The organism is Peribacillus sp. FSL K6-1552 (genome assembly GCF_038005205.1).
In the GTDB taxonomy this organism is placed as follows: domain Bacteria; phylum Bacillota; class Bacilli; order Bacillales; family DSM-1321; genus Peribacillus; species Peribacillus butanolivorans.
The window spans coordinates 1,699,143-1,721,002 of the sequence record NZ_JBBOST010000001.1; the positions used below are offsets into that span (position 1 = coordinate 1,699,143).

Genomic DNA, 21,860 nt, shown 5'->3' on the forward strand with positions numbered 1-21,860 from the left:
GTGCTGACAAGCAATCAGCATACATGTTTTATATTCGTACAGGCTCGAAAAACTTCCTAGAGGTGGATGTCCGTGCCATTAAAAAAATCCAATCCTGATCTCATTCTCATTATCGTCACCTTAAGTCTCTTGACCGTAGGTTTAATCATGGTTTACAGCGCGAGTGCCATTTGGGCGACTTATAAATTTGATGATTCCTTTTATTTTGCAAAAAGACAGCTGCTGTTTGCCTGTGTTGGGGTTATAGCAATGTTTTTCATCATGAATGTGGATTACTGGACGTGGAGAACTTGGGCCAAAATCCTAATCATCATTTGTTTCATTATGCTACTGGCTGTCCTGGTTCCTGGTATCGGAATGGCGAGAAATGGTTCTAGGAGCTGGATTGGTGTAGGGGCCTTTTCGGTTCAACCATCAGAGTTCATGAAGCTAGCGATGATTGCTTTTTTAGCTAAGTTTTTATCTGAACGGCAAAAGTTGATCACCTCCTTTAAAAAAGGGATGCTCCCATCTTTGGGCCTAGTATTTTTGGCATTTGGACTAATTATGTTACAGCCCGATCTTGGGACGGGAACGGTCATGGTTGGAACATGTATCGTGATGATTTTTATTTCAGGGGCAAAAATCAGCCATTTTGTTGGCTTAGGGTTAATCGGGGTACTAGGTTTTGTTGGTCTGATTTTGTCGGCTCCGTACCGGATAAAAAGGATCACTTCGTTTCTGGATCCATGGGAAGACCCTTTGGGGAGCGGCTTTCAAATGATTCAATCGTTTTATGCAATCGGACCCGGGGGATTGTTTGGTCTCGGTTTGGGCCAAAGCCGGCAGAAGTTTTTCTATTTACCAGAACCACAGACCGATTTTATTTTCGCAATACTTTCTGAGGAACTTGGCTTCATCGGAGGCTCGATGATTATCTTGTTATTTTCGCTTATGCTCTGGCGGGGCATTCGAATCGCTCTTGGTGCACCAGATTTGTATGGGAGCCTTGTAGCGGTGGGGATCATTGCGATGGTCGCCATTCAAGTGATGATCAATATAGGTGTTGTCACTGGTTTGATGCCTGTTACTGGAATCACCTTGCCGCTTTTAAGTTATGGGGGTTCATCCCTAACGCTCATGTTGATGGCCATCGGTGTACTACTGAATATTAGCCGCTATTCAAGGTTCTAACCACAATAAAACATGTGTTATATCAAAAGGAAGCCCTGTTCAAATGAACTATACCCCGGATAACGGACACACATAAAAAAGTGTCCCTTATCCGGGTTTTTTTATGTTTCAATAGATGTAATGAGTATGGACGGAGGGTTTATATGAGTAAGAATATATATACTGAATTTCAGATTAAAGAACTTGAAAAGAATCCAAATATCATTAGTGCTTCCGAGCGATCTATTTCCTATAGTCCGGAGTTTAAGACAAAAGCTGTTAAGGAATATAAAAAGGGGAAAGCCCCCTCTCAAATTTTCATTGACCAGGGAATTAATCTCGAAATAATTGGAAAGAAACAACCCAAACGTTGTCTACAGCGCTGGCGTAGTACCTTTGAAAGGTTTGGTGAGGAAGGCTTCCTTACGGAACGCCGTGGAAAAGGAAGTACAGGACGCCCCACTTCCAAGCCACAGTCTGTAGAGGATCAACTTAGGAAGGCCGAGGCGAGAATCAAATTCCTTGAAGCAGAAAATGACTTCCTAAAAAAGCTGGAAGAGCTAGAAAGGCAGGCTCTGAAAAAGAAATGATTCTAACTGCTGCTGAGAAGTTCTATCTGATTGAAAGGACGATCAGAATACACCAATTAAAGAAGGCTGTTTCTTATCTATGCAAATTGGCTGGTGTAAGTCGAAGTGGCTACTATGATTGGTTAAAGGCAGCTCCTTACCGTGAGCTTCGTGAAGAAGAGGATGAATTGGACATAGAATTGATCAGAAATATTTTCATCAGTAAAAAGGAAAAAGTAGGCGCCCTCCAAATCAAAATGATTATGGAGAATGACTACTCGGCCGTAATGAATCATAAGAAAATCAGACGGTTGATGACAAAATATAATCTCCTAGCGAAAATCAGAAGGGCCAACCCGTATCGGAAGATGGCCAAGGCAACCAAGGAGCACCTTACTTGTCCAAACCTCCTTAATCGTGAATTCAATCAGGAGGTGCCAGGGAAGGTCCTGCTTACTGACATTACCTATCTTTATTATGGGAAAGGCCAAAAAGCGTATTTATCCTGCGTAAAAGATGCCGCCACAAAAGAAATCGTTACGTACCATTTATCTACTTCATTAGAAATGGATATCGTTTACGAGACTTTAAATAAGCTAAAGCAGGCTGTGTGTCACGAGTTCCATCCGAGTGCAATCCTTCATTCTGACCAGGGGTTCCATTACACCCATCCGCTATTTCAACGCAAAGTGAAGGAACTTGGGATAACCCAATCCATGTCCCGCAAGGGAAACTGTTGGGATAATGCGCCAATGGAAAGTTTCTTTGGCCACTTTAAGGATTTGGCAGAATATAAAACATCTACTAATTTAACGGATGTGAAGGAAGAAATTGATCGAGTTATTGAAGAATATAATGAACATCGTTATCAATGGGGGCTAAAGAAAATGGCCCCGGTACAATACCGGGACCACTTATTAGCCGCTTAGGCACTTTTTTATACTGTCCGTAAAATGGGGCACAGTTCACAAACAGTAGGCTTCCTTTTTTATTCTTTAGCTGAAAACCGTTGTGGGGAATATAGTAGCGGGTACATTGATGCAATTTAGAAATATCTGAAATGCTACATAAAAATTACCATGAATGAATGTTAGGGATTCTACAATAAATATTGGCAATACGGCTTTGTTTAGACTATAGTATAAGAGGGTTAGGCCGCACTGGCGCTTACTTCTGCTCATATTTCTGATTTTAAATAAAAGGTGTTATTATTTTTGTATAATAAGAGACCTCGTAGGGTGAGGATATGAAAATTATAATTTGGAATTTTTGGAACAACAAGGAGGTTTATCATGAATAAAATGATAAAACAATTAACAGAACTGCAAATCGGCAAAGTTCTTGAACAGGAACCACTTGCGAATCATACAACTATGAAAATTGGGGGACCGGCTGATTTATTCATCGTGCCATCATCCATTGAAAATATAGAAAAAACGATGCAGGTCATCAAGGAACATGCCACACCTTGGAGAGCGATTGGTAGGGGCTCGAACCTCTTAGTCAGCGATGGCGGAATTGAAGGTGTAGTGCTGAAATTGGGCAAAGGGCTTGACCATCTTGAGATAAATGGCCCGGAGATTAAAGCAGGAGCTGGTGTGTCTCTTGTTAGCTTGTCTGTACAAATTAGCAAAAAAGGATATGCAGGTCTGGAATTTGCCAGTGGAATTCCTGGCTCAATTGGTGGAGCGGTATATATGAACGCTGGTGCACACGGTTCCGATATGAGTGAAATTCTAAAGGAGGCGCATGTTCTGTTTGAAGATGGTACGTTGGCCTGGCTTTCTAAGGAGGAAATGGAGTTTTCTTATCGAACTTCAATACTTCAAAAGAAAAAACCAGGAATCGTACTCGAAGCCATTTTTCAATTAACTGAGGGAAATAAAACTGAAATAGTAGAAAGAATGCAGAATAACAAAAACTATCGTAAGGATACCCAGCCGTATAATCTACCATGTGCCGGGAGCATATTTAGAAATCCGCTGCCACATCATGCAGGGAAATTAGTGGAGAATGCTGGCCTAAAGGGACACTCGATTGGTGGAGCACAGATTTCTCCTATGCATGGGAACTTTATCGTTAACACAGGAAATGGAAGTGCAGCAGATGTTCAAGCATTGATACAGCACGTGAAGGACACTGTGTATGACAAGTTTGAAATTGAATTGGAAACCGAAGTGGAAATAATCGGACGGAAATAAAAGAAGATTTATTTTTTATATCCAAATATTGTGGTATAATGTGTTACCTGAAAAGTATAGTAATAAGTTTTTCTTAAATTTGTCATGATTTAATATAGTGTCAAAAACCATCCATTTTTTCAGGAAGAGGTGAAAGGGATGGAAAAGGGGAAAATCGTTTCTATTGAGAACCGCATCCCGAAACTAAAACAATTAAGAAAAAGTAAAGCAAACAGACGACTTGTTCTTTTGCTTTCCCTTTTCTTCATTCTGATTGCTTGTGTGTTATATTTCTTATCCCCTTTGAGCTATGTTCAATCCGTGCAGGTAGAAGGGAATCGTTATATTACTTCTAAGCAAATTGTTAAATTAAGTAAAATAAAGAAAGATCGAAGTATTTGGAAGGTTGATACAGGATCAACAGTTGCAAATATTAAAAAAAACCCGGAAATAGCAAGTGTTAAGGTTACACCTATATTTCCCAATTCTATAAAAATTACAGTTTCTGAACATAATAGAATGGCGTATCTATCCAATGATGGGAAGTTTTCACCTATTTTGGAAAATGGTTCTGTTTTGGAAGAGTTAGCAACTGGTGAAATTCCAGTATTTGCCCCGGTTTTAATTGGCTTCAAAGAGGGTAAAGCATTAAAGTTGCTTTTAGAGGAGTTGGACAAGCTTCCTGTCGAGATTCAGAATGCTATATCGGAAATCCATCATGCTCCAACTAAAACTGATGGTTACCATATCGTAATGTTTATGAATGATGGATATGAAGTAAGTGCAACAAGCCGAACTTTATCCGAAAAAATGATTCACTATCCATCGATTGTCAGTCAGTTGGATCCGAAGGTAAAGGGTGTCATTGATCTAGAAGTCGGTTCTTATTTCAAAGCCTATAAACCCGCTGAACAAAAGGAAGACACTAATGAGGAAAATTAATAGCAAACAGGTGATTTTATCCCTTGTTAGTGTTGTTCTAGGATTTATGATTGCCTTTTCTTACAATTTAACGAAAGATGGTCAAGGAGCAGTGAAAGATAAAGCATGGGATCAAGAATTTGAACTCAGGCAGCAATTAATAGAGCAAGAGAAGCAGAACCGGGAACTACAGAAGGAACTCCTTCAAAAGCAAGCAAAAGTATCCAACATAGAAAAAGATTTAGCACAGGAAAAGCAGCTGTTTTTCAATCTAGCAAAGGATACCGAGAAATATCGGATGTACCTTGGAAAAGTGAAAGTGAAAGGTACGGGCCTTCAGGTAACACTTGAAGATGGTTCCGATATGGATTCTGAAGCCAATGTGAATAATTACCTGGTTCATGAACAGCACGTCTTCAAGGTTGTCAATGAATTATACATATCAGGGGCAGAGGCTGTCGCGATTAACGGTCAGAGGCTAGATCATGATTCGTATATAGTCTGTAATGGACCTGTGATTACAATCGATGGTCATCAGTATCCTGCTCCATTTATCATTTCGGCGATTGGGGACCCCGATATCTTAGAGGCTTCCTTAGATATACCAGGTGGTATAAAGGAACAGTTGGTTAATGAAAATGTTATTTTTACTATGGAAAAGCAAAAGAAAATCATTTTTGATCCAATTATTGGAGGGTGAATAATCGCCGGATTCGATGAAAGATTGGTGAAACACTGGAAATGAGAAAAAAGCTATCTTTTAGTTTGATTACTTTGATTGCTGGCTTCATGCTTGCTATTCAATTCAATTTGGTAAATCAGCCAGTAGTTTCTGATACCAGAGATATGTGGCAACTGAAAAATGATTTATTAAAAGAACAGCAGTCCCAGGTTGAATTATTAGAGAGTATTAGTAAGCTTGAGGAGAAAATTGCATCCTATGAAACAAAGAAAAATGAAAGTAAAGAAGAATTATTGCGTGAAACGCTGTCTGAATTTAAGACTGACGCAGGTTTGACTGAGATAACGGGAAAAGGAGTCAGTGTGTCTGTCCAACCTATAAAAGAAGGTCTCCTACTTGGTGAGAAGATAGAGTATATTTCCCCTGTATTATTAAGAAGGCTCATTAATGAAATGTATATGTTTGGAGCAGATGAAATTTCCATTTCGGGACAACGGTACATTTCTACATCAGTTATTCGTGATATTAATGGGAAGCCAAAAGTAGACGGATATTCGCTCACTGATTACCCGCTTGAAATACAAGTCCTAACCGTTAATCCCAAAAAACTAAAACAGCGTATTCAAGGTTCTGAACTAATGGATGATTTCTTTATAGATAATTTTGAAGTTCAAATTACAACTCCATCTAGTGAACTGACATTGCCAGCATATCAAAATACGATTAATGTGGAACACATGGAGCCCATTATAGATGGAGGGGAATCGTAATGTGGCTTCCAGTTTTTGGACTGTTAATTGGGATTACCCTAGGCTTTTTGGTGGATTTTGATATTCCTCATGAATATTCAAATTATCTTTCCATTGCCGTCCTTGCTGCTTTTGATACCTTATTTGGAGGAATACGGGCACATTTGCAAAATCTTTATGATGAAGTTGTATTTGTAACGGGATTCTTCTTTAATATTGTTTTAGCCGCAGGTTTGGCTTTTCTAGGTGTACATCTTGGTGTAGACTTGTATTTAGCCGCAATCTTTGTGTTTGGCGTTAGACTCTTTCAAAATATCGCACAGATTAGAAGAATATTAATTGATAAATGGTCTATTTCACGGAAAAAACAGAAAAAAAATCTATAATTTTAAAGGGAATTACGTGATAAATGACGAATAGTTTAAGGCAGTATCTAGTTTGGAAATGATATCCGTTTTTTTGAGAAGCGAACAATAACCATCATAAAGAGCTAAACCTACGAGTTTTATCCAAAACATATGAGATAATCTAGTTTATTATCATATTAGCGAGTTGCAATTAGGTTTGTTATTCAATTATGAATAGGTCTTTCAATATAAAAATGTTATTCTACTAATACATGTATAAAACCGAAGGAGGTGCCATGGAATGAACAGCAACGAAATTTACGTAAGTCTTGACATCGGTACATCCAGTGTAAAAGTTATCATTGGGGAAATGGTCAATGACACATTAAACATAATCGGCGTAGGGAATGTTAAATCAGAAGGGCTCAAAAAGGGTTCGATCGTCGATATAGATGAAACCGTCCAATCTATTCAAAAAGCTGTAGAGCAAGCTGAGCGAATGATTGGGATGGAGATAAAAAAAGTAATCGTCGGTATCAGTGGAAATCACGTCACGCTTCAACCTTGTCATGGGGTGGTAGCAGTATCCAGTGACAATAAAGAAATTACTGAGCATGACGTTTTCCGTGTTAGAGAAGCAGCGGAGTTAATAACGATACCATCCGACAGGGAAATTATCGACGTGGTACCGATTCATTACAAGGTTGATGAACTCGATGAAATCAGTGATCCAAGGGGCATGATAGGTGTTCGTTTGGAAATGAGAGGGATATTAATCACGGGTCTGCGGACAATCTTACATAATACTCTGAGGTGTGTGGAAAGAGCTGGGTTAGAAATAACCGATATTGCTCTTCAGCCCTTAGCAGCAGGTGCCCTTGTATTATCCAAGGATGAAAAAGAACTTGGTGTGGCACTTGTCGATATTGGCGGAGGTTCTACAACTCTGGCAATTTTCGAACAAGGCTATTTACAATATACGTCTGTGATTCCTATAGGCGGGGAGACTCTTACAAAAGATCTTTCCATCGTTCTAAGGACAACGATGGAAGAAGCTGAAAAAATTAAAGTTAAGCATGGACATGCCTATTATGATGACGCGTCTGAAGATGAAGTATTCCAAATACCAATCATCGGCAGCGACCAGCAGCAGCCCTGCAATCAGTTAATGCTTTCAGATATTATTGAAGCAAGGGTGACCGAAATATTTGAGCTGATTCAAGATGATTTGAGGAGACTTGGCTTCCAGGATGTCCCGGGAGGTTTCGTGTTGACCGGTGGTGTCGTCAAGATGCCAGGAGTCCTGGAGCTTGCTCAATATGTGTTCCAAAATCGTGTGAGGACGGCAGAACCGAATTATATCGGAGTTAGAGAGCCTCAATACACGACAGCTGTTGGTCTGATTAAACACGCATGCAAGAAAGAGAGAATGCAAAAAAACACCGCTAATAAAACTCCTGTAGCAGCTGGACAAGCACAAGAAAATAATGACCAGCGCAGTCAAAAAGTTTCTCAGAAAAGTAAAGAGAACACGGCTAAAAAACAAGGTGAAAAAGGTGAATCTAAATTCAAAAAAATCCTGGGTTACTTTTTTGAATAACAATCATAAAGAATCGGGAATTTCGTCAAAATAGGAGGATTGTCATGTTGGAGTTTGATTCTAATTTAGAACAATTAGCAACGATAAAAGTAATAGGTGTTGGCGGCGGCGGAAACAATGCGGTAAACAGAATGATCGAGCATGGCGTACAAGGTGTTGAGTTTATTTCAGTCAATACTGACGCGCAGGCTCTTAATCTATCAAAAGCAGAAATCAAAATGCAAATCGGTGGTAAGCTTACACGTGGATTGGGTGCTGGTGCCAACCCGGAGGTAGGAAAGAAAGCCGCAGAAGAAAGCAAAGAACAAATTGAAGAAGCGCTTAAAGGTGCCGATATGGTTTTCGTAACTGCTGGAATGGGTGGCGGAACAGGTACAGGAGCTGCGCCGGTTATTGCTGGTATTGCTAAAGATTTAGGAGCACTTACAGTAGGTGTAGTCACACGTCCATTCACATTCGAAGGCCGAAAACGTGCAACTCAGGCACAAGGCGGTATTTCTTCCATGAAGGAATCGGTTGACACACTAATCGTCATTCCAAACGACCGTCTCCTCGAAATTGTTGATAAAAGTACGCCAATGCTTGAAGCATTCCGTGAAGCGGATAATGTTCTTCGTCAAGGTGTACAAGGGATTTCAGATCTAATTGCCGTCCCTGGTCTTATTAACTTAGACTTTGCCGATGTTAAGACAATCATGTCCAACAAAGGTTCAGCTCTTATGGGCATTGGGATTTCCTCAGGGGAAAACCGAGCAGCAGAAGCAGCGAAGAAAGCTATTTCCAGTCCGCTCCTTGAAACATCCATTGATGGTGCTCAAGGCGTCCTGATGAATATTACTGGTGGAACGAACCTAAGTCTTTTTGAAGTTCAGGAAGCAGCCGATATCGTGGCTACTGCATCCGATCAAGACGTAAACATGATTTTCGGTTCGGTTATTAATGAAAATCTTAAAGATGAAATCGTCGTTACAGTTATTGCAACTGGGTTTAACGAGGTTGAATCTTCAATACGGCCTGCTGGACGTCCAACACTTGGACAACAGCAGCAACCTAGACCTCAGACACAACAAACGCCACAGTCAAATGTTAAGCGTGAAGTGAAGAGAGAAGAAGTCAATGAGCAGCCTGTGCGTAATACTAATCAAGGTGATGAGGCTCTGGATATTCCAACCTTCCTTCGTAACCGTAATAGAAGGCGTTAATTTCTTAACCATAATGAGCCGTTCCCAATGGGAACGGTTTTTTGTGTTTTAAAAAAATCTCTGCTGAAAAGCTGAATTTTGGTTGAAATCATCAGATAAGCGAATTAAATACTCTATGGTCTCAAAGAGGTACTATCAAAAGCTTCTGTATCTGACTAATGGATTTCTAACTAAGAGTAAACTGAGAAGTGGCTTAGGGTTATTCATTGCACTCAATGCCCTATTTTATAAAAACAACTAGACATTCTCATTTAAAAAATAGGTGAAGAACGTTTCCGAGCAGACGTTCTATTTGTATTTTGAACTTTCATCATCTTAAGGAGAAAAAGATAACGGGCGGGAAGAAATTCTTTATCTTTTGAAACATAAATCGACAGCAATAAAAGGGAGCAGGATAGTCTCTATGACTTAATTGAAAATATCAATAGCTGTTTTTCTACAAAAAGGGAAAAAATGACTGAAAAACTCTTAAGTTTTCAGTACAAAAAGTGACACACTTTCTAAGGGAAGGTACGCTATACTTTTTGCAAGTGGAAGGTTAGTTCCTAAAAGGAGGGGAGGGTGTTTGACCTTATATTTAGATGTGATCTGGTTGTTGAATTGGTCATTTGACTGCCTCCTTTTATATTGGACTGCAATTATTCTCAAACGAAGGGTTGCTCTATGGCGGGTTTGTGTCGGTGGGCTGATTGGTTCCTTCATTATCGTATTGGCGTTCACTCCTTTTTATGCAATTGCCGACCGAGTTTACATGAAGATTTTAGTTTCTCTATTTATGGTTCTGGCTACCTTTGGGTTTAATAGGTTCAACCTTTTCATGAAGTCGGTGGCTACTTTATATTTTGTGACGTTTTTATCGGGAGGAATCCTTCTTGGCCTTCACTATTTGTTTGAATTTCAAATAGTTTCCAAGGATCCTAGCCAATATGCTGGAATCAATCGTTTTGGTGACCCTGTCAGCTGGATATTTGTGATGATTGGGTTCCCGCTTGCTTGGCAATTTTCCAAGCGCACACTCGAGGGGATGGAGATGACAAAGCTTACACATGAACAAATGGTTTCAGTATCGGTTAAAATTTCAGACTTTGAAGGAACATTTAATGGGCTGGTGGATAGTGGCAATCAGTTATATGATCCGATTACCCGCTCTCCAGTAATGATTATCTCCCTTTCAGGGGGGGAAGAAGGAATCCCAGCAGATATGCTAGACCTGTTTAAAAACCCTGATAACCTGGTTCAGCAGGAGGAACAGCCTGAGTATTCGTGGACTGGACGAATGCGAGTTATCCCTTATAAAGTTGTCGGTCATGAACATCAATTGTTAACTGCGATTAAGCCGGATTTTATTAAAATCGTTCAAGGTGAAAAAGAGTATCATGTCAAGCAGGGACTCGTTTCGTTTACCTTTCAGCAACTTTCTCCCGACAATAGCTATCAATCTATTGTTCATCCAAAAATGTTAACCGGCATACCGGTGCAAAATGCCTCCTGAACCACTGATTCATTCAAAAATTTTACCCATTAACCGTTTATTTAGAAGGGAGAATTATTTTGAAGAAATTCATTCTTCGACTCACCTATTTTTGGTACAAACTATTGTTCAAGCTCGGATTGAAAACGGACGAAATATTTTATATAGGAGGGAGTGAGGCGCTGCCGCCGCCGCTTTCAAAAGAAGAAGAGGCAATACTGATTAATAAATTGCCTAAGGGCGATGAAGCTGCACGATCGATTTTAATCGAACGAAATTTAAGGCTTGTTGTCTATATTGCAAGGAAATTTGAAAATACAGGCATCAATATAGAAGACTTAATCAGTATCGGTACCATAGGTTTAATTAAGGCTGTAAATACATTCAACCCCGAGAAAAAAATTAAATTAGCTACATATGCCTCTAGATGCATAGAGAATGAAATTTTAATGTATTTACGAAGGAATAACAAAATACGTTCTGAAGTGTCTTTTGATGAACCACTGAATATTGACTGGGATGGAAATGAGCTCCTGCTATCGGATGTCCTTGGTACTGACGATGACATAATTACGAAGGACCTGGAGGCAAATGTGGACCGCAAGCTGCTAACGAAGGCTCTAACGCAGCTCTCCGAACGTGAAAAACAGATAATGGAGCTTCGTTTTGGACTTGCAGGTGGAGAAGAAAAAACCCAAAAAGATGTTGCCGATATGTTGGGAATTTCCCAATCTTATATTTCACGTTTGGAAAAAAGAATTATTAAGAGGCTTCGAAAAGAATTTAATAAAATGGTGTAAAAAAAATGATGGGCGCAAATACCAATTAAATCAATGCTTTGAATGCAATAATGAAAAATAATGGTGATTTTCTGTTCAAGCCTTGTGCATATTTTTTTCTCCCGCGGAAATACTGTTTTTTGTACAGCGCTCCTGTGAGGAGGGAATAATTTTGTCTCGTAATAAGGTTGAAATCTGCGGTGTGGATACATCAAAATTACCGGTTTTAAAGAATGAAGAAATGAGAAAACTCTTTAAAGAACTGCAAGATGGCGATATTTCAGCAAGAGAGAAACTGGTAAACGGGAATCTTCGACTCGTTTTAAGCGTTATTCAGCGCTTTAACAATCGGGGAGAGTATGTAGATGATCTATTTCAGGTAGGCTGTATAGGGTTGATGAAGTCGATAGATAACTTTGACTTAGGTCAAAATGTTAGGTTTTCAACGTATGCTGTACCAATGATTATTGGAGAAATCAGAAGATATCTCCGTGACAATAATCCGATTCGAGTTTCCCGTTCTTTAAGAGACATTGCTTACAAAGCTTTGCAGGTTAAAGAAAAGCTCATTAGCCAAACTCTTCGAGAGCCGACAGCTGAAGAAATCGCCAAAGTGTTGGAGGTACCTCATGAAGAAATTGTTTTTGCATTAGATGCAATACAAGATCCAGTTTCCCTTTTTGAACCGATTTATAATGATGGCGGGGATCCGATTTATGTACTCGACCAGCTGAGTGATGAGAAAAACAAAGATAGTACTTGGATTGATGAAATAGCAATAAATGAAGGCATGAGACGGTTGAATGACCGGGAAAAAATGATTCTTCGAAAACGGTTTTTCCAAGGGAAGACGCAAATGGAGGTAGCTGAGGAAATCGGCATTTCACAAGCGCAGGTCTCCCGATTGGAAAAAGCAGCAATTAAGCAAATGAATAAAAATATCCAACAGTAGAAGCTGAGCATGAGAAAAAGTTGGCTGAAGCGGGTAGGGACAAAACGTCCAACTACCCGCTTATCAGCAACTTATCCATAGCGGCTTTTTTATTATGTTTAAAAAACTCTGAAGAAGTATACTTCACAAACACCATGAAGGTACGTTTATTTATTGTAATCTTCATCCTTAAGTGAATCATGTCATATACATAGAAATAGGACCTTCATATATGATGAAAATTTGAGGAGCTGAGTGAAATGACTAGAATTTCTGAATTTCAAATTAAGGATATCGTCAATATAGCGGATGGGAAGAAGTTGGGTAATATGTCAGATCTTGAAATCAATACAGCTACAGGGAAGATTGAAGCGATTATAGTCTCCAATGGCACCAGGTTAATGGGGTTTTTCGGGAGGGAACAGGACATCGTGATTCCTTGGCGGAAAATAAAAAAAATCGGTGCGGATGTCATTCTTGTTGAACATCAGACAGTATTTCAAGCAGAACTGAAAGATGAAAGGTTTTAGAGGGTGCAGGGTGCAAATTTATGATACACTAGACTAAAAATAAAGAGGTTTAAATCATGAAAGAACCATTTGTTTTAATAGAAGACCAATATTTGCTCATTGACAGCTGGAGACATCAAAACCTCCAGCTTGTAGCGGGCTTCTCCACGAAAGATGGGGGAGTTAGTTCTGGAAACTTTAAAACGTTGAATACCGGTTTTCATGTAGGGGATAAGCTAGATGATGTCCAGGAAAACCGCCGAATTTTAGCAGAAAAGCTATCTTTTCCGCTCGATGAATGGATAGGAGCCGAGCAAACGCATGAAACATATATCCAGCAAGTGACCAGTCTCGATGCCGGGAAAGGCGCAGCAGATTATGCTTCAAGCTTTAAGGCTACTGACGGGTTTTATACGAAGGAGAAAAATGTTTTATTGACCCTTTGCTATGCTGACTGCGTGCCCTTATATTTTCTGGCTCCAGCACATGGTATGATTGGAGTGGCGCATGCTGGCTGGAAGGGTACCGTTAATGGAATTGCACGAAAAATGGTTGAAGCTTGGCAGAGTAAGGGTATAAAGTCAACGGAGATATTTGCTGTAATTGGACCATCGATTTGTTCAAAGTGCTATGTTGTTGATGATAAAGTGATAGATTTGGTGCAGAATTTGCTGGAAGATAATGACGAAAAGCCCTATAATTTAATCAGCGAAGGACAATATCATTTAGACCTTAAACAGCTTAATGCAATGGTTCTTCAAAAATCGGGAATTCCAAAAAGTCAGATTGACGTGACATCATATTGTACAAGCTGTAATCATGACTTGTTTTTTTCGCATCGCCGTGATAACGGGAAGACAGGTAGATTGATGAGTTTTATTGGTTGGAAGGAGGATTTAGGAAAGCAGTGAAAGTAGTAGATAATTTAAAAAACATCGAAGAAAAGATAAATAAAGCATGTGAAATTAGTGGCAGGAACCGTGATGAGATAAAGTTAATCGCGGTGACGAAATATGTTTCCATTGAGAGAGCAAAAGAGGCCTTGGAAGCAGGCATATTCGATTTAGGTGAAAATCGAGATGAGGGTTTATTGAATAAATATGAAGTGCTGAAGGATGAGCCAAACTGGCATTATATTGGCTCCATGCAAACACGCAAAGTAAAGAATGTCATTGATAAAATTTCGTATATTCATTCATTGGATCGTATTTCTTTGGCAGAGGAAATACAAAAACGGGCAAATGAGCCGATAAACTGTTTAGTCCAGGTTAACGTTTCAGGTGAAGAATCTAAACATGGAATAGATCCTGAAACGGCACTTGATTTTATAAAAGGGCTATCGACTTTAGATAAGGTAAATGTTGCTGGATTAATGACAATGGCGCCTTTGACAGATGATGAACAGTTATTGCGCAGATGCTTCCGAAAATTAAAGGGACTTCAGGTGGAAATCCAAAAAGCTGGCTTAAGACATGCTCCATGCACTGAATTGTCCATGGGGATGTCCAATGATTTTACGATTGCGATTGAGGAAGGCGCTACAATGATTCGGATTGGTACAGCACTGGTAGGCGAAGAATTATAAGGAGGTACGCATAGATGACGTTCGTATCAAAATTTAAATCTTATTTCGCGCTGGATGATGAGTATGAGTACAAGGAAGAAGTGGTGGAAGAAGAGGAGGCTGAACAAAAAGTCGTGAAATCAGGTAAACAACAGCAGCCCGCTTCTACAGGAAATAACTCCAATAAGAATATCGTAAGTTTGCAAAGCGTACAGAAATCTTCTAAAGTAGTATTGTTGGAACCTCGTGCTTATGCAGAAGCCCAAGAAGTTGCGGACCATTTGAAAAACCGTCGTGCCGTTGTTGTGAACCTTCAGCGGATTCAACATGACCAAGGAAAGCGAATCATTGATTTTTTAAGTGGAACTGTCTATGCAATCAGCGGGGATATCCAAAAAATTGGAACAGATATATTCTTATGTACTCCTGATAACGTCGATGTTTCGGGTAATATTACCGGTTTCGCCGCCGATGAGGAGTATGAAGAAGCGAGGTGGTAATGGTTAATGGGTTTAGTGCTTCAAGGTTTATATTATTTAATTGAAATTTATTCAATGGCATTAATCGGTTACATATTAATGTCATGGTTCCCTAATGCTCGGGAAACATCGATTGGCCAATTCCTGGAAAAGATTTGCGAACCTTATTTAGAACCGTTCAGAAAATTTATACCACCCCTTGGCATGATCGACCTTTCACCGCTTGTGGCCTTGTTGGTTCTTAACTTTGCCAGCGGATATGGAATCTATTATCTGCAAACTTTAATCGGGTGATTAACTTTTAATCTGAAAATGCGTATTTCTTACTACACAGTTGGATAATGCTCCACTGTGTAGTAGCGCAACGAAGAAGTCATTATTTATATCCTGATGACCGACCATTAATGAGACAAGTAAGGAGCATTTATTCAATCATGAGTATTTATCAGCATTTCAGGCCGGAGGAAAAGGATTTTATCGATCAGGCAGTGAATTGGATTGACCAGGTGAAAAATTCTTATGCTCCAAAACTTTCTGATTTTCTCGATCCGCGTCAGCAGGAAATCCTTTCTTCCTTATTAGGGAATGATTCGGATGCAAAGCTGCAATTTTATGGCGGGAGTGATTTCGTTGAACGAAGACGTGTGCTCATTTACCCTGATTATTACTCTCCTGAACCATCAGATTTCAATATCTCCTTATACGATATCTCCTATCCAAAAAAATTTGTTACATTAGAGCACAGGCAAATACTTGGAACCTTGATGTCTCTGGGGGTAAAACGTGAAAAATTTGGTGATATAATAGTGACAGAGGAGCAAATTCAATTTATCGCGGCCGAAGAGATGGATTTATATCTCGTAGGAAACCTAGAAAAAATCGGTAGCGCTTCCGTTACGATTAAAAGGCTTCCCATCGAGAATATCATCGAGTTGAAAGAAAATTGGGAAGAGCAAGTAACTACTGTTAGTTCTTTAAGGCTTGACAGTGTGTTATCGTCCGTCTTGAATATTTCTCGTCAAAAAACTCAAGTGCTGATAACGTCGGGAAAAGTAAAGGTGAATTTTAAGCAAACAGATAATGTTTCGGAAGAATGCCGCGAGGGTGATACACTTTCTATCAGAGGTTTTGGTAGATGTAAATTAGCCTCAATAGATGGAAAAACCAAAAAGGATAAGTGGAGAATCTCCTTAGGCAGACAAAAATAATTCAATCGCAAGCAGGATTCATACATTTATTGTCGAATATAGAGTTTTAACATACTAGAGTAGAAACCGTTCTGGAGGTGCCGTAATGCCCTTAACCCCGATAGATATACATAACAAAGAATTTGGTAAAGTATTTCGAGGGTATGATGAAGATGAAGTAAATGAGTTTCTCGACCAGGTCATTAAAGATTATGAACTGATTTTGAGAGAGAAAAAAGAACTTGAAGAAAAATTAAACGAAACTTATGATCGTTTAGGACATTTTACGACCATTGAGGGTACACTTAATAAGTCGATTATTGTCGCACAGGAAGCAGCAGAAGAATTAAAGCGCAATGCTCAAAAAGAAGCCAAGCTGATCATTAAGGAAGCTGAGAAAAATGCTGATCGGATCGTCAATGAGTCGCTTGTGAAAGCAAGAAAAATAGCGATGGATATTGAGGATTTGAAAAAGCAGTCAAAAGTATTCCGGACACGTTTTAAAATGCTTGTCGGAGCACAGCTTGATTTGCTGGACAATGACGATTGGGATCATCTTCTTGATTATGAAGTAGATGCGACTGAAATAGAACTAAATGAAAGAGTGGAAGAGGAAATTTAAAGGTTTCCTTGACTTTAAACACTTTTTTCGCATATAATTTTTTAACAATACTATTCATGATGACATTAGACGATGACAGGGACAGTAGATTCTTCAAACACTTATATTTAGCGAGCCGGGGATGGTGCAAGCCCGGAATAAGCGAAGAATTTGAATATCACCCTTGAGTTCTGAGTTGAACCTGCTGTTGCAGTAAGTAAACGATGCGTTTCATTCACGTTACGAATGCTCGAGAGGAAGGATTCGCTTTATTGTGAATCTTTCTAGCCAGGGTGGTACCGCGGGAAGCAAAGCTTTCTCGTCCCTTTTTTAGGGATGAGAGGGCTTTTTATTTTGTCCGGATATCAAGTCATCGGTTCGAATGAATTTGTTTAAAAGACGGATGGAGGATTTTATAATGGAATACAAAGATACCTTATTGATGCCTAAAACTGAATTTCCAATGCGCGGTAATTTGCCGAAACGTGAGCCAGAAATCCAGGAAAAGTGGAAAGAGATGGACATTTATAAAAAAGTGCAAGAACAAACTGAAGGACGCCCTTTATTCATTTTGCATGATGGACCTCCATATGCAAACGGCGATATCCATATGGGCCATGCAATGAATAAAGTTTTAAAGGATTTCATTGTCCGCTTTAAATCAATGAGCGGTTTTCAAGCACCATATGTACCGGGCTGGGATACGCACGGACTACCGATTGAAACGGCACTAACTAAAAAAGGTGTAAAGCGGAAAGAAATGAGCGTAGCTGAATTCAGAAAGCTATGTGAAGAGTATGCGTACGTACAGATCAACAATCAACGTGAGCAGTTTAAACGTATTGGGGTTCGCGGAGATTGGGAGAATCCTTATATTACCCTAAAACCTGAATATGAAGCACAACAGATCAAGGTTTTTGGTGAAATGGCGAAAAAAGGCTATATCTACAAAGGAAAAAAACCTGTTTATTGGTCTCCTTCAAGTGAATCAGCCCTAGCGGAAGCTGAAATTGAATATCAAGACAAACGTTCTGCATCTATCTATGTTGCTTTTGAAGTCACAGATGGAAAAGGTGTAATTGAAGAAGGCGTAAAAATCATTATTTGGACAACAACACCTTGGACGATTCCAGCTAACCTTGGAATCTCATTGCATCCACAATTAAATTATGTGGTGGTATCTGTCGAAAATGAAAAATATTTAGTAGCTGAAGCTCTTCTTGAATCAGTTACAGAATCTCTAGGCTGGGATAACCCAACTATTTTGAAATCGGTAAAAGGTAGCGAACTGGACCGTGCCGTTGCTAAACACCCTCTTTATGACCGGGAATCATTAGTGATGTTGGGCGAGCACGTAACAACTGAGGCTGGTACTGGTTGTGTTCATACTGCACCTGGACACGGGGAAGATGACTTTATCGTCGGGCAAAAATATGGCTTGGATGTTCTTTGTCCTGTAGATGAAAAAGGTGTCATGACAGAAGAAGCAGGGGAATTTGCAGGATTATTTTATGATCAAGCAAACAAACCAATTACGGAAAAATTAACAGAAGTGGGCGCACTATTGAATTTGACGTTCATTACCCATTCTTATCCACATGACTGGCGGACGAAGAAACCGACTATTTTCCGTGCAACGGCGCAATGGTTCGCGTCAATCAAAGACTTCCGTGGTGAACTGCTAAAAGCGATTGAAGAAACGAAATGGGTACCGGCATGGGGTGAAACACGCCTGTTTAATATGGTCCGTGACCGCGGAGATTGGTGTATTTCCCGTCAGCGTGCATGGGGCGTGCCAATTCCAGTATTTTATGCAGAAAATGGTGAACCAATCATCACGGATGAAACAATCAACCATATTTCAGAATTATTCCGCGAACAAGGGTCAAACATCTGGTTCGAACAGGAAGCGAAAGATCTTCTTCCAGAAGGGTTTACCCATGAAGGCAGCCCGAACGGTATCTTCACGAAGGAAACGGATATCATGGATGTATGGTTTGACTCAGGTTCTTCCCATCAAGCAGTACTTGAAGAAAGAGATGATCTGCAGCGTCCGGCTGACCTTTATTTAGAAGGTTCGGATCAATACCGCGGTTGGTTTAACTCATCGCTTTCAACAAGTGTGGCTGTAACAGGAAAAGCGCCATATAAAGGTGTGTTAAGCCACGGGTTCGCTTTGGATGGTGAAGGCCGTAAAATGAGTAAATCGATTGGGAACGTTGTACTTCCATCTAAAGTCATGAACCAACTTGGCGCAGATATTTTACGCCTTTGGGTTGCTTCTGTGGATTACCAATCAGATGTAAGAGTTTCAGATCCGATTTTAAAACAAGTTTCTGAAGTGTATCGCAAAATCCGCAATACATTCCGCTTCCTGTTAGGTAATTTGGATGGCTTTAATCCTGATACTGATAAAGTGGCATTCCAAGAATTACGTGAAGTCGATCAATATATGCTAGTAAAATTGAATAAGCTGATTACTCAATCGAAACAAGGCTATGAGAATTATGAGTTTGCTACAATTTATAATATGGTCAATAACTTCTGTACGCAGGACTTAAGTTCGTTCTACCTTGATTATGCGAAAGATATTTTATATTGTGAAGCACCTAACGGTAAAGATCGTATGGCGATCCAAACGGTTCTTTACGAATCATTGGTCAGCTTAACGAAATTGGTGTCACCAATTCTTTCTCATACAGCTGATGAAGTATGGGCGTTCATTCCAGGTGTAACGGAAGAAAGTGTACAATTGACATTGATGCCCGAAGCAATTTCAATCGATAATGCTGAAGCCATTGAAGAAAAATGGACGGCATTTATGGATGTCCGTGATAATGTCTTAAAAGCATTGGAAGAAGCTCGTAATCAGAAAGTTATCGGAAAATCACTTAACGCAAAAGTGATGGTATATGTAAATGAAGAAACAAAGAATCTGCTTGATAGCATCGAAGAGAGCTTTGAACAGTTATTCATCGTATCCGAGTTTGTAATCGCTGGCGATGTGGCAAGTGCCCCAGCAGAAGCGGTGAAACTTGAGGATATTGCTATTCTTGTAACAAAAGCAGAAGGTGAAACGTGTGAACGTTGCTGGAATGTTTCAAAAGAAGTAGGCCAAGTGGAAGAACATTCAACACTTTGCCCACGCTGTGCAACTGTAGTGAAAGAGCATTATGTGAATCAATAATTTAAAAGGAGGGCCGGTTCCCATTAGATGAGGGGACCGGCCTTTTTCATGGGAAATGGTATCTAGTGTGTGAAACAGCCAAAATCATTTGCGAAAATAAATTGTTTCCTAAAAAAAAGGAAAAGAGCACCTTATCAGCCCAAGCTTATATTCTCCACGTGCTGATTGAGGTCTTCTGTTTTTCGTATTAGTCATTATTTCTAGTTTATGCTACAATTCAAAAGTGAAGATTTGATTAGTTTGGGGGAAAAAATGTGTTTTATTACTTAATTGCCCTTTTGGTCATAGCTTTCGATCAGCTGACAAAATGGATGATTGTGAAAAAAATGGAGTACGGAGAAAGCATTGAAATTATTGAAAACCTTCTATATATCACCTCGCATCGTAACCGTGGGGCCGCATGGGGAATTCTACAAGGTCAAATGTGGTTTTTCTACATCATCACCATCGCTGTCATTATTGGACTTGTCTATTATATTCAGAAAATGGCGAAGGAAAGCCGTTTGCTTGGAGTTTCACTTGCGCTCATGCTAGGCGGTGCGATTGGTAATTTTATCGACCGCGTTGTTCGTCAGGAAGTAGTCGATTTCGTTCATACCTATATATTCAGCTATAGTTTCCCAGTATTTAATGTTGCTGATGCTGCGCTTTCAATTGGTGTCGGACTGCTCGTGATTCATATGTTTTTAGAAGAAAAAAACGCTAAGGAGTAAGATAATGGATAAAAGGTTATACAGCATCGATGAAACACTAAAAGGCGTTAGGATTGATAAGGCTCTTTCTACATTAAATGAGGAATGGTCACGTACTCAAGTCCAGCAATGGATTAAAGATGACCATGTTTTAGTTAATGGGTCTGCAATAAAAACGAATTACAAATGTATTACAGGCGATACAATTGAAGTAACGATTCCTGAACTTGAGGAATTGGATGCAGTCGCTGAAGAAATGAATTTGGACATCTATTATGAAGATGCAGATGTGCTGGTTGTTAATAAACCGAGCGGTATGGTTGTCCACCCAGCGCCAGGACATGTATCTGGTACACTTGTAAATGGATTGATGGCTCACTGCAAGGATCTTTCTGGAATCAACGGTGTAATGCGTCCAGGTATCGTCCACCGAATCGATAAAGATACATCAGGTTTATTAATGGTTGCTAAAAATGATATGGCGCATGAAAAGCTTGTTCAGCAACTGGTTGATAAAACTGTTACCCGTAAGTACCAAGCTGTTGTTCATGGGGTTATCCCACATGACTTCGGAACGATTGACGCTCCAATTGGCCGTGATAAAAAAGAACGCCAAAGCATGACGGTGACAGACTCTAATTCCAAAAATGCTGTAACTCATTTCCGTGTCATCGAACGTTTCACTGCTTTTACTTTGGTGGAATGTCAGCTTGAAACAGGAAGAACTCATCAAATCCGTGTTCATATGAAATATATCGGATTCCCGCTTGCAGGAGATCCAAAATATGGTCCGAAGAAGACGTTGAAGTTAGATGGACAAGCATTGCATGCCGGTTTGCTTGGTTTCGTTCATCCTCGTACAAATGAGTATATGGAATTCGAAGCACCAGTTCCGGAAGAGTTCGAAAATCTTATTAATCAATTACGTAGAAGTAAGGATTGACAATAAAGTTTTTATGATATATTATAATAATAACTTAATGAGAACCTTTAACACAGTCCAGAGAGACTGAGAAGGAAACGGATACGCTAAATGGGATAATTGTACCCATAGCGAT

Annotated in this window: 22 protein-coding genes; all 22 read left to right on the forward strand. The window is 39.6% G+C overall.

The window, feature by feature from the left end:
- The first annotated feature begins 66 nt into the window (after nt 1-66).
- The 22 genes from spoVE (at nt 67) to NST21_RS08370 (ending at nt 21,745) form a co-directional block, all read left to right on the forward strand.
- The gene (spoVE, locus tag NST21_RS08265) at nt 67-1,173 is read left to right on the forward strand and encodes a stage V sporulation protein E (protein WP_083450687.1); all 1,107 of its coding nucleotides are present in this window, start codon (nt 67-69) and stop codon (nt 1,171-1,173) included.
- A gap of 143 nt (nt 1,174-1,316) precedes the next feature.
- Nucleotides 1,317-2,650, forward strand: a protein-coding gene (locus tag NST21_RS08270; RefSeq protein WP_340888657.1) for an IS3 family transposase whose coding sequence is annotated in 2 segments (ribosomal slippage) — nt 1,317-1,689 and nt 1,689-2,650 — 1,335 coding nt in all. Because the reading frame shifts where the segments join, the coding sequence is not laid out codon by codon here.
- Between the two features lie 363 nt (nt 2,651-3,013).
- On the forward strand, nt 3,014-3,922 hold the full coding sequence (gene murB, locus NST21_RS08275; protein ID WP_116821762.1) for a UDP-N-acetylmuramate dehydrogenase: 909 nt from the start codon (nt 3,014-3,016) through the stop codon (nt 3,920-3,922).
- Nucleotides 3,923-4,060: 138 nt separating this feature from the next.
- A complete protein-coding gene (locus NST21_RS08280) occupies nt 4,061-4,843 on the forward strand; it encodes a cell division protein FtsQ/DivIB (RefSeq protein WP_056526571.1) in 783 nt (260 codons plus the stop codon).
- On the forward strand, nt 4,830-5,522 hold the full coding sequence (locus NST21_RS08285; protein ID WP_340888658.1) for a DUF881 domain-containing protein: 693 nt from the start codon (nt 4,830-4,832) through the stop codon (nt 5,520-5,522). Before NST21_RS08280 ends, NST21_RS08285 begins: the two co-directional genes overlap by 14 nt.
- Before the next feature lie 41 nt (nt 5,523-5,563).
- Complete coding sequence (locus tag NST21_RS08290; protein ID WP_340888659.1) at nt 5,564-6,274, forward strand: DUF881 domain-containing protein; 711 nt, start codon at nt 5,564-5,566, stop codon at nt 6,272-6,274.
- On the forward strand, nt 6,274-6,639 hold the full coding sequence (locus tag NST21_RS08295) for a small basic family protein (RefSeq protein WP_053345243.1): 366 nt from the start codon (nt 6,274-6,276) through the stop codon (nt 6,637-6,639). The genes NST21_RS08290 and NST21_RS08295 overlap by 1 nt, the downstream gene beginning before the upstream one ends.
- A 262-nt stretch (nt 6,640-6,901) precedes the next feature.
- Nucleotides 6,902-8,200, forward strand: coding sequence for a cell division protein FtsA (gene ftsA, locus NST21_RS08300; protein WP_201181525.1), 1,299 nt, complete (start codon nt 6,902-6,904; stop codon nt 8,198-8,200).
- Nucleotides 8,201-8,244: 44 nt separating this feature from the next.
- Nucleotides 8,245-9,402, forward strand: coding sequence for a cell division protein FtsZ (gene ftsZ, locus NST21_RS08305; protein WP_053345245.1), 1,158 nt, complete (start codon nt 8,245-8,247; stop codon nt 9,400-9,402).
- Nucleotides 9,403-9,967: 565 nt separating this feature from the next.
- Nucleotides 9,968-10,894 (forward strand): sigma-E processing peptidase SpoIIGA, encoded by a 927-nt coding sequence (gene spoIIGA, locus NST21_RS08310; RefSeq protein WP_056526577.1) that lies wholly within the window; start codon nt 9,968-9,970, stop codon nt 10,892-10,894.
- Nucleotides 10,895-10,953: 59 nt separating this feature from the next.
- A complete protein-coding gene (gene sigE / locus NST21_RS08315) occupies nt 10,954-11,673 on the forward strand; it encodes an RNA polymerase sporulation sigma factor SigE (protein WP_053345247.1) in 720 nt (239 codons plus the stop codon).
- Between the two features lie 151 nt (nt 11,674-11,824).
- Complete coding sequence (gene sigG / locus NST21_RS08320; RefSeq protein WP_053345248.1) at nt 11,825-12,604, forward strand: RNA polymerase sporulation sigma factor SigG; 780 nt, start codon at nt 11,825-11,827, stop codon at nt 12,602-12,604.
- Nucleotides 12,605-12,843: 239 nt separating this feature from the next.
- Nucleotides 12,844-13,113 (forward strand): YlmC/YmxH family sporulation protein, encoded by a 270-nt coding sequence (locus NST21_RS08325; protein WP_053345249.1) that lies wholly within the window; start codon nt 12,844-12,846, stop codon nt 13,111-13,113.
- A 56-nt stretch (nt 13,114-13,169) separates the two neighbouring features.
- Nucleotides 13,170-14,003 (forward strand): peptidoglycan editing factor PgeF, encoded by an 834-nt coding sequence (gene pgeF, locus NST21_RS08330; protein WP_340888661.1) that lies wholly within the window; start codon nt 13,170-13,172, stop codon nt 14,001-14,003.
- The gene (locus NST21_RS08335; protein ID WP_340888662.1) at nt 14,000-14,677 is read left to right on the forward strand and encodes a YggS family pyridoxal phosphate-dependent enzyme; all 678 of its coding nucleotides are present in this window, start codon (nt 14,000-14,002) and stop codon (nt 14,675-14,677) included. Before pgeF ends, NST21_RS08335 begins: the two co-directional genes overlap by 4 nt.
- A gap of 14 nt (nt 14,678-14,691) precedes the next feature.
- Entirely contained in the window at nt 14,692-15,156 is a 465-nt protein-coding gene (locus tag NST21_RS08340) for a cell division protein SepF (RefSeq protein ID WP_340888663.1), read from the forward strand.
- 6 nt (nt 15,157-15,162) lie between these two features.
- The gene (locus NST21_RS08345) at nt 15,163-15,429 is read left to right on the forward strand and encodes a YggT family protein (protein ID WP_053345253.1); all 267 of its coding nucleotides are present in this window, start codon (nt 15,163-15,165) and stop codon (nt 15,427-15,429) included.
- A gap of 140 nt (nt 15,430-15,569) precedes the next feature.
- A complete protein-coding gene (locus NST21_RS08350; protein ID WP_340888664.1) occupies nt 15,570-16,343 on the forward strand; it encodes a YlmH family RNA-binding protein in 774 nt (257 codons plus the stop codon).
- A gap of 85 nt (nt 16,344-16,428) precedes the next feature.
- On the forward strand, nt 16,429-16,944 hold the full coding sequence (locus NST21_RS08355; protein WP_053345255.1) for a DivIVA domain-containing protein: 516 nt from the start codon (nt 16,429-16,431) through the stop codon (nt 16,942-16,944).
- Between the two features lie 397 nt (nt 16,945-17,341).
- Nucleotides 17,342-20,110 carry an isoleucine--tRNA ligase gene (gene ileS, locus NST21_RS08360; RefSeq protein WP_098175399.1) on the forward strand — a complete coding sequence of 923 codons (2,769 nt, stop codon included), beginning with the start codon at nt 17,342-17,344 and terminating at the stop codon, nt 20,108-20,110.
- Between the two features lie 254 nt (nt 20,111-20,364).
- Nucleotides 20,365-20,823, forward strand: a complete 459-nt coding sequence (gene lspA / locus NST21_RS08365) for a signal peptidase II (RefSeq protein ID WP_053345257.1) — start codon at nt 20,365-20,367, stop codon at nt 20,821-20,823.
- A gap of 4 nt (nt 20,824-20,827) precedes the next feature.
- The gene (locus NST21_RS08370) at nt 20,828-21,745 is read left to right on the forward strand and encodes an RluA family pseudouridine synthase (protein ID WP_056526595.1); all 918 of its coding nucleotides are present in this window, start codon (nt 20,828-20,830) and stop codon (nt 21,743-21,745) included.
- The last annotated feature ends 115 nt before the right edge of the window (nt 21,746-21,860 follow it).

What these genes read in the sequence shown, in the direction of transcription:
- NST21_RS08350 (WP_340888664.1), top strand. Translation starts at nt 15,570, where the DNA reads ATGAGTATTTATCAGCATTTCAGGCCGGAGGAAAAGGATTTTATCGAT.
- pgeF (WP_340888661.1), top strand. Translation starts at nt 13,170, where the DNA reads ATGAAAGAACCATTTGTTTTAATAGAAGACCAATATTTGCTCATTGAC.
- NST21_RS08370 (WP_056526595.1), top strand. Translation starts at nt 20,828, where the DNA reads ATGGATAAAAGGTTATACAGCATCGATGAAACACTAAAAGGCGTTAGG.
- NST21_RS08280 (WP_056526571.1), top strand. Translation starts at nt 4,061, where the DNA reads ATGGAAAAGGGGAAAATCGTTTCTATTGAGAACCGCATCCCGAAACTA.
- NST21_RS08285 (WP_340888658.1), top strand. Translation starts at nt 4,830, where the DNA reads ATGAGGAAAATTAATAGCAAACAGGTGATTTTATCCCTTGTTAGTGTT.
- NST21_RS08345 (WP_053345253.1), top strand. Translation starts at nt 15,163, where the DNA reads ATGGGTTTAGTGCTTCAAGGTTTATATTATTTAATTGAAATTTATTCA.
- ftsA (WP_201181525.1), top strand. Translation starts at nt 6,902, where the DNA reads ATGAACAGCAACGAAATTTACGTAAGTCTTGACATCGGTACATCCAGT.
- murB (WP_116821762.1), top strand. Translation starts at nt 3,014, where the DNA reads ATGAATAAAATGATAAAACAATTAACAGAACTGCAAATCGGCAAAGTT.
- NST21_RS08355 (WP_053345255.1), top strand. Translation starts at nt 16,429, where the DNA reads ATGCCCTTAACCCCGATAGATATACATAACAAAGAATTTGGTAAAGTA.
- NST21_RS08295 (WP_053345243.1), top strand. Translation starts at nt 6,274, where the DNA reads ATGTGGCTTCCAGTTTTTGGACTGTTAATTGGGATTACCCTAGGCTTT.
- NST21_RS08290 (WP_340888659.1), top strand. Translation starts at nt 5,564, where the DNA reads ATGAGAAAAAAGCTATCTTTTAGTTTGATTACTTTGATTGCTGGCTTC.
- spoVE (WP_083450687.1), top strand. Translation starts at nt 67, where the DNA reads ATGTCCGTGCCATTAAAAAAATCCAATCCTGATCTCATTCTCATTATC.
- ftsZ (WP_053345245.1), top strand. Translation starts at nt 8,245, where the DNA reads ATGTTGGAGTTTGATTCTAATTTAGAACAATTAGCAACGATAAAAGTA.
- ileS (WP_098175399.1), top strand. Translation starts at nt 17,342, where the DNA reads ATGGAATACAAAGATACCTTATTGATGCCTAAAACTGAATTTCCAATG.
- NST21_RS08325 (WP_053345249.1), top strand. Translation starts at nt 12,844, where the DNA reads ATGACTAGAATTTCTGAATTTCAAATTAAGGATATCGTCAATATAGCG.
- NST21_RS08340 (WP_340888663.1), top strand. Translation starts at nt 14,692, where the DNA reads ATGACGTTCGTATCAAAATTTAAATCTTATTTCGCGCTGGATGATGAG.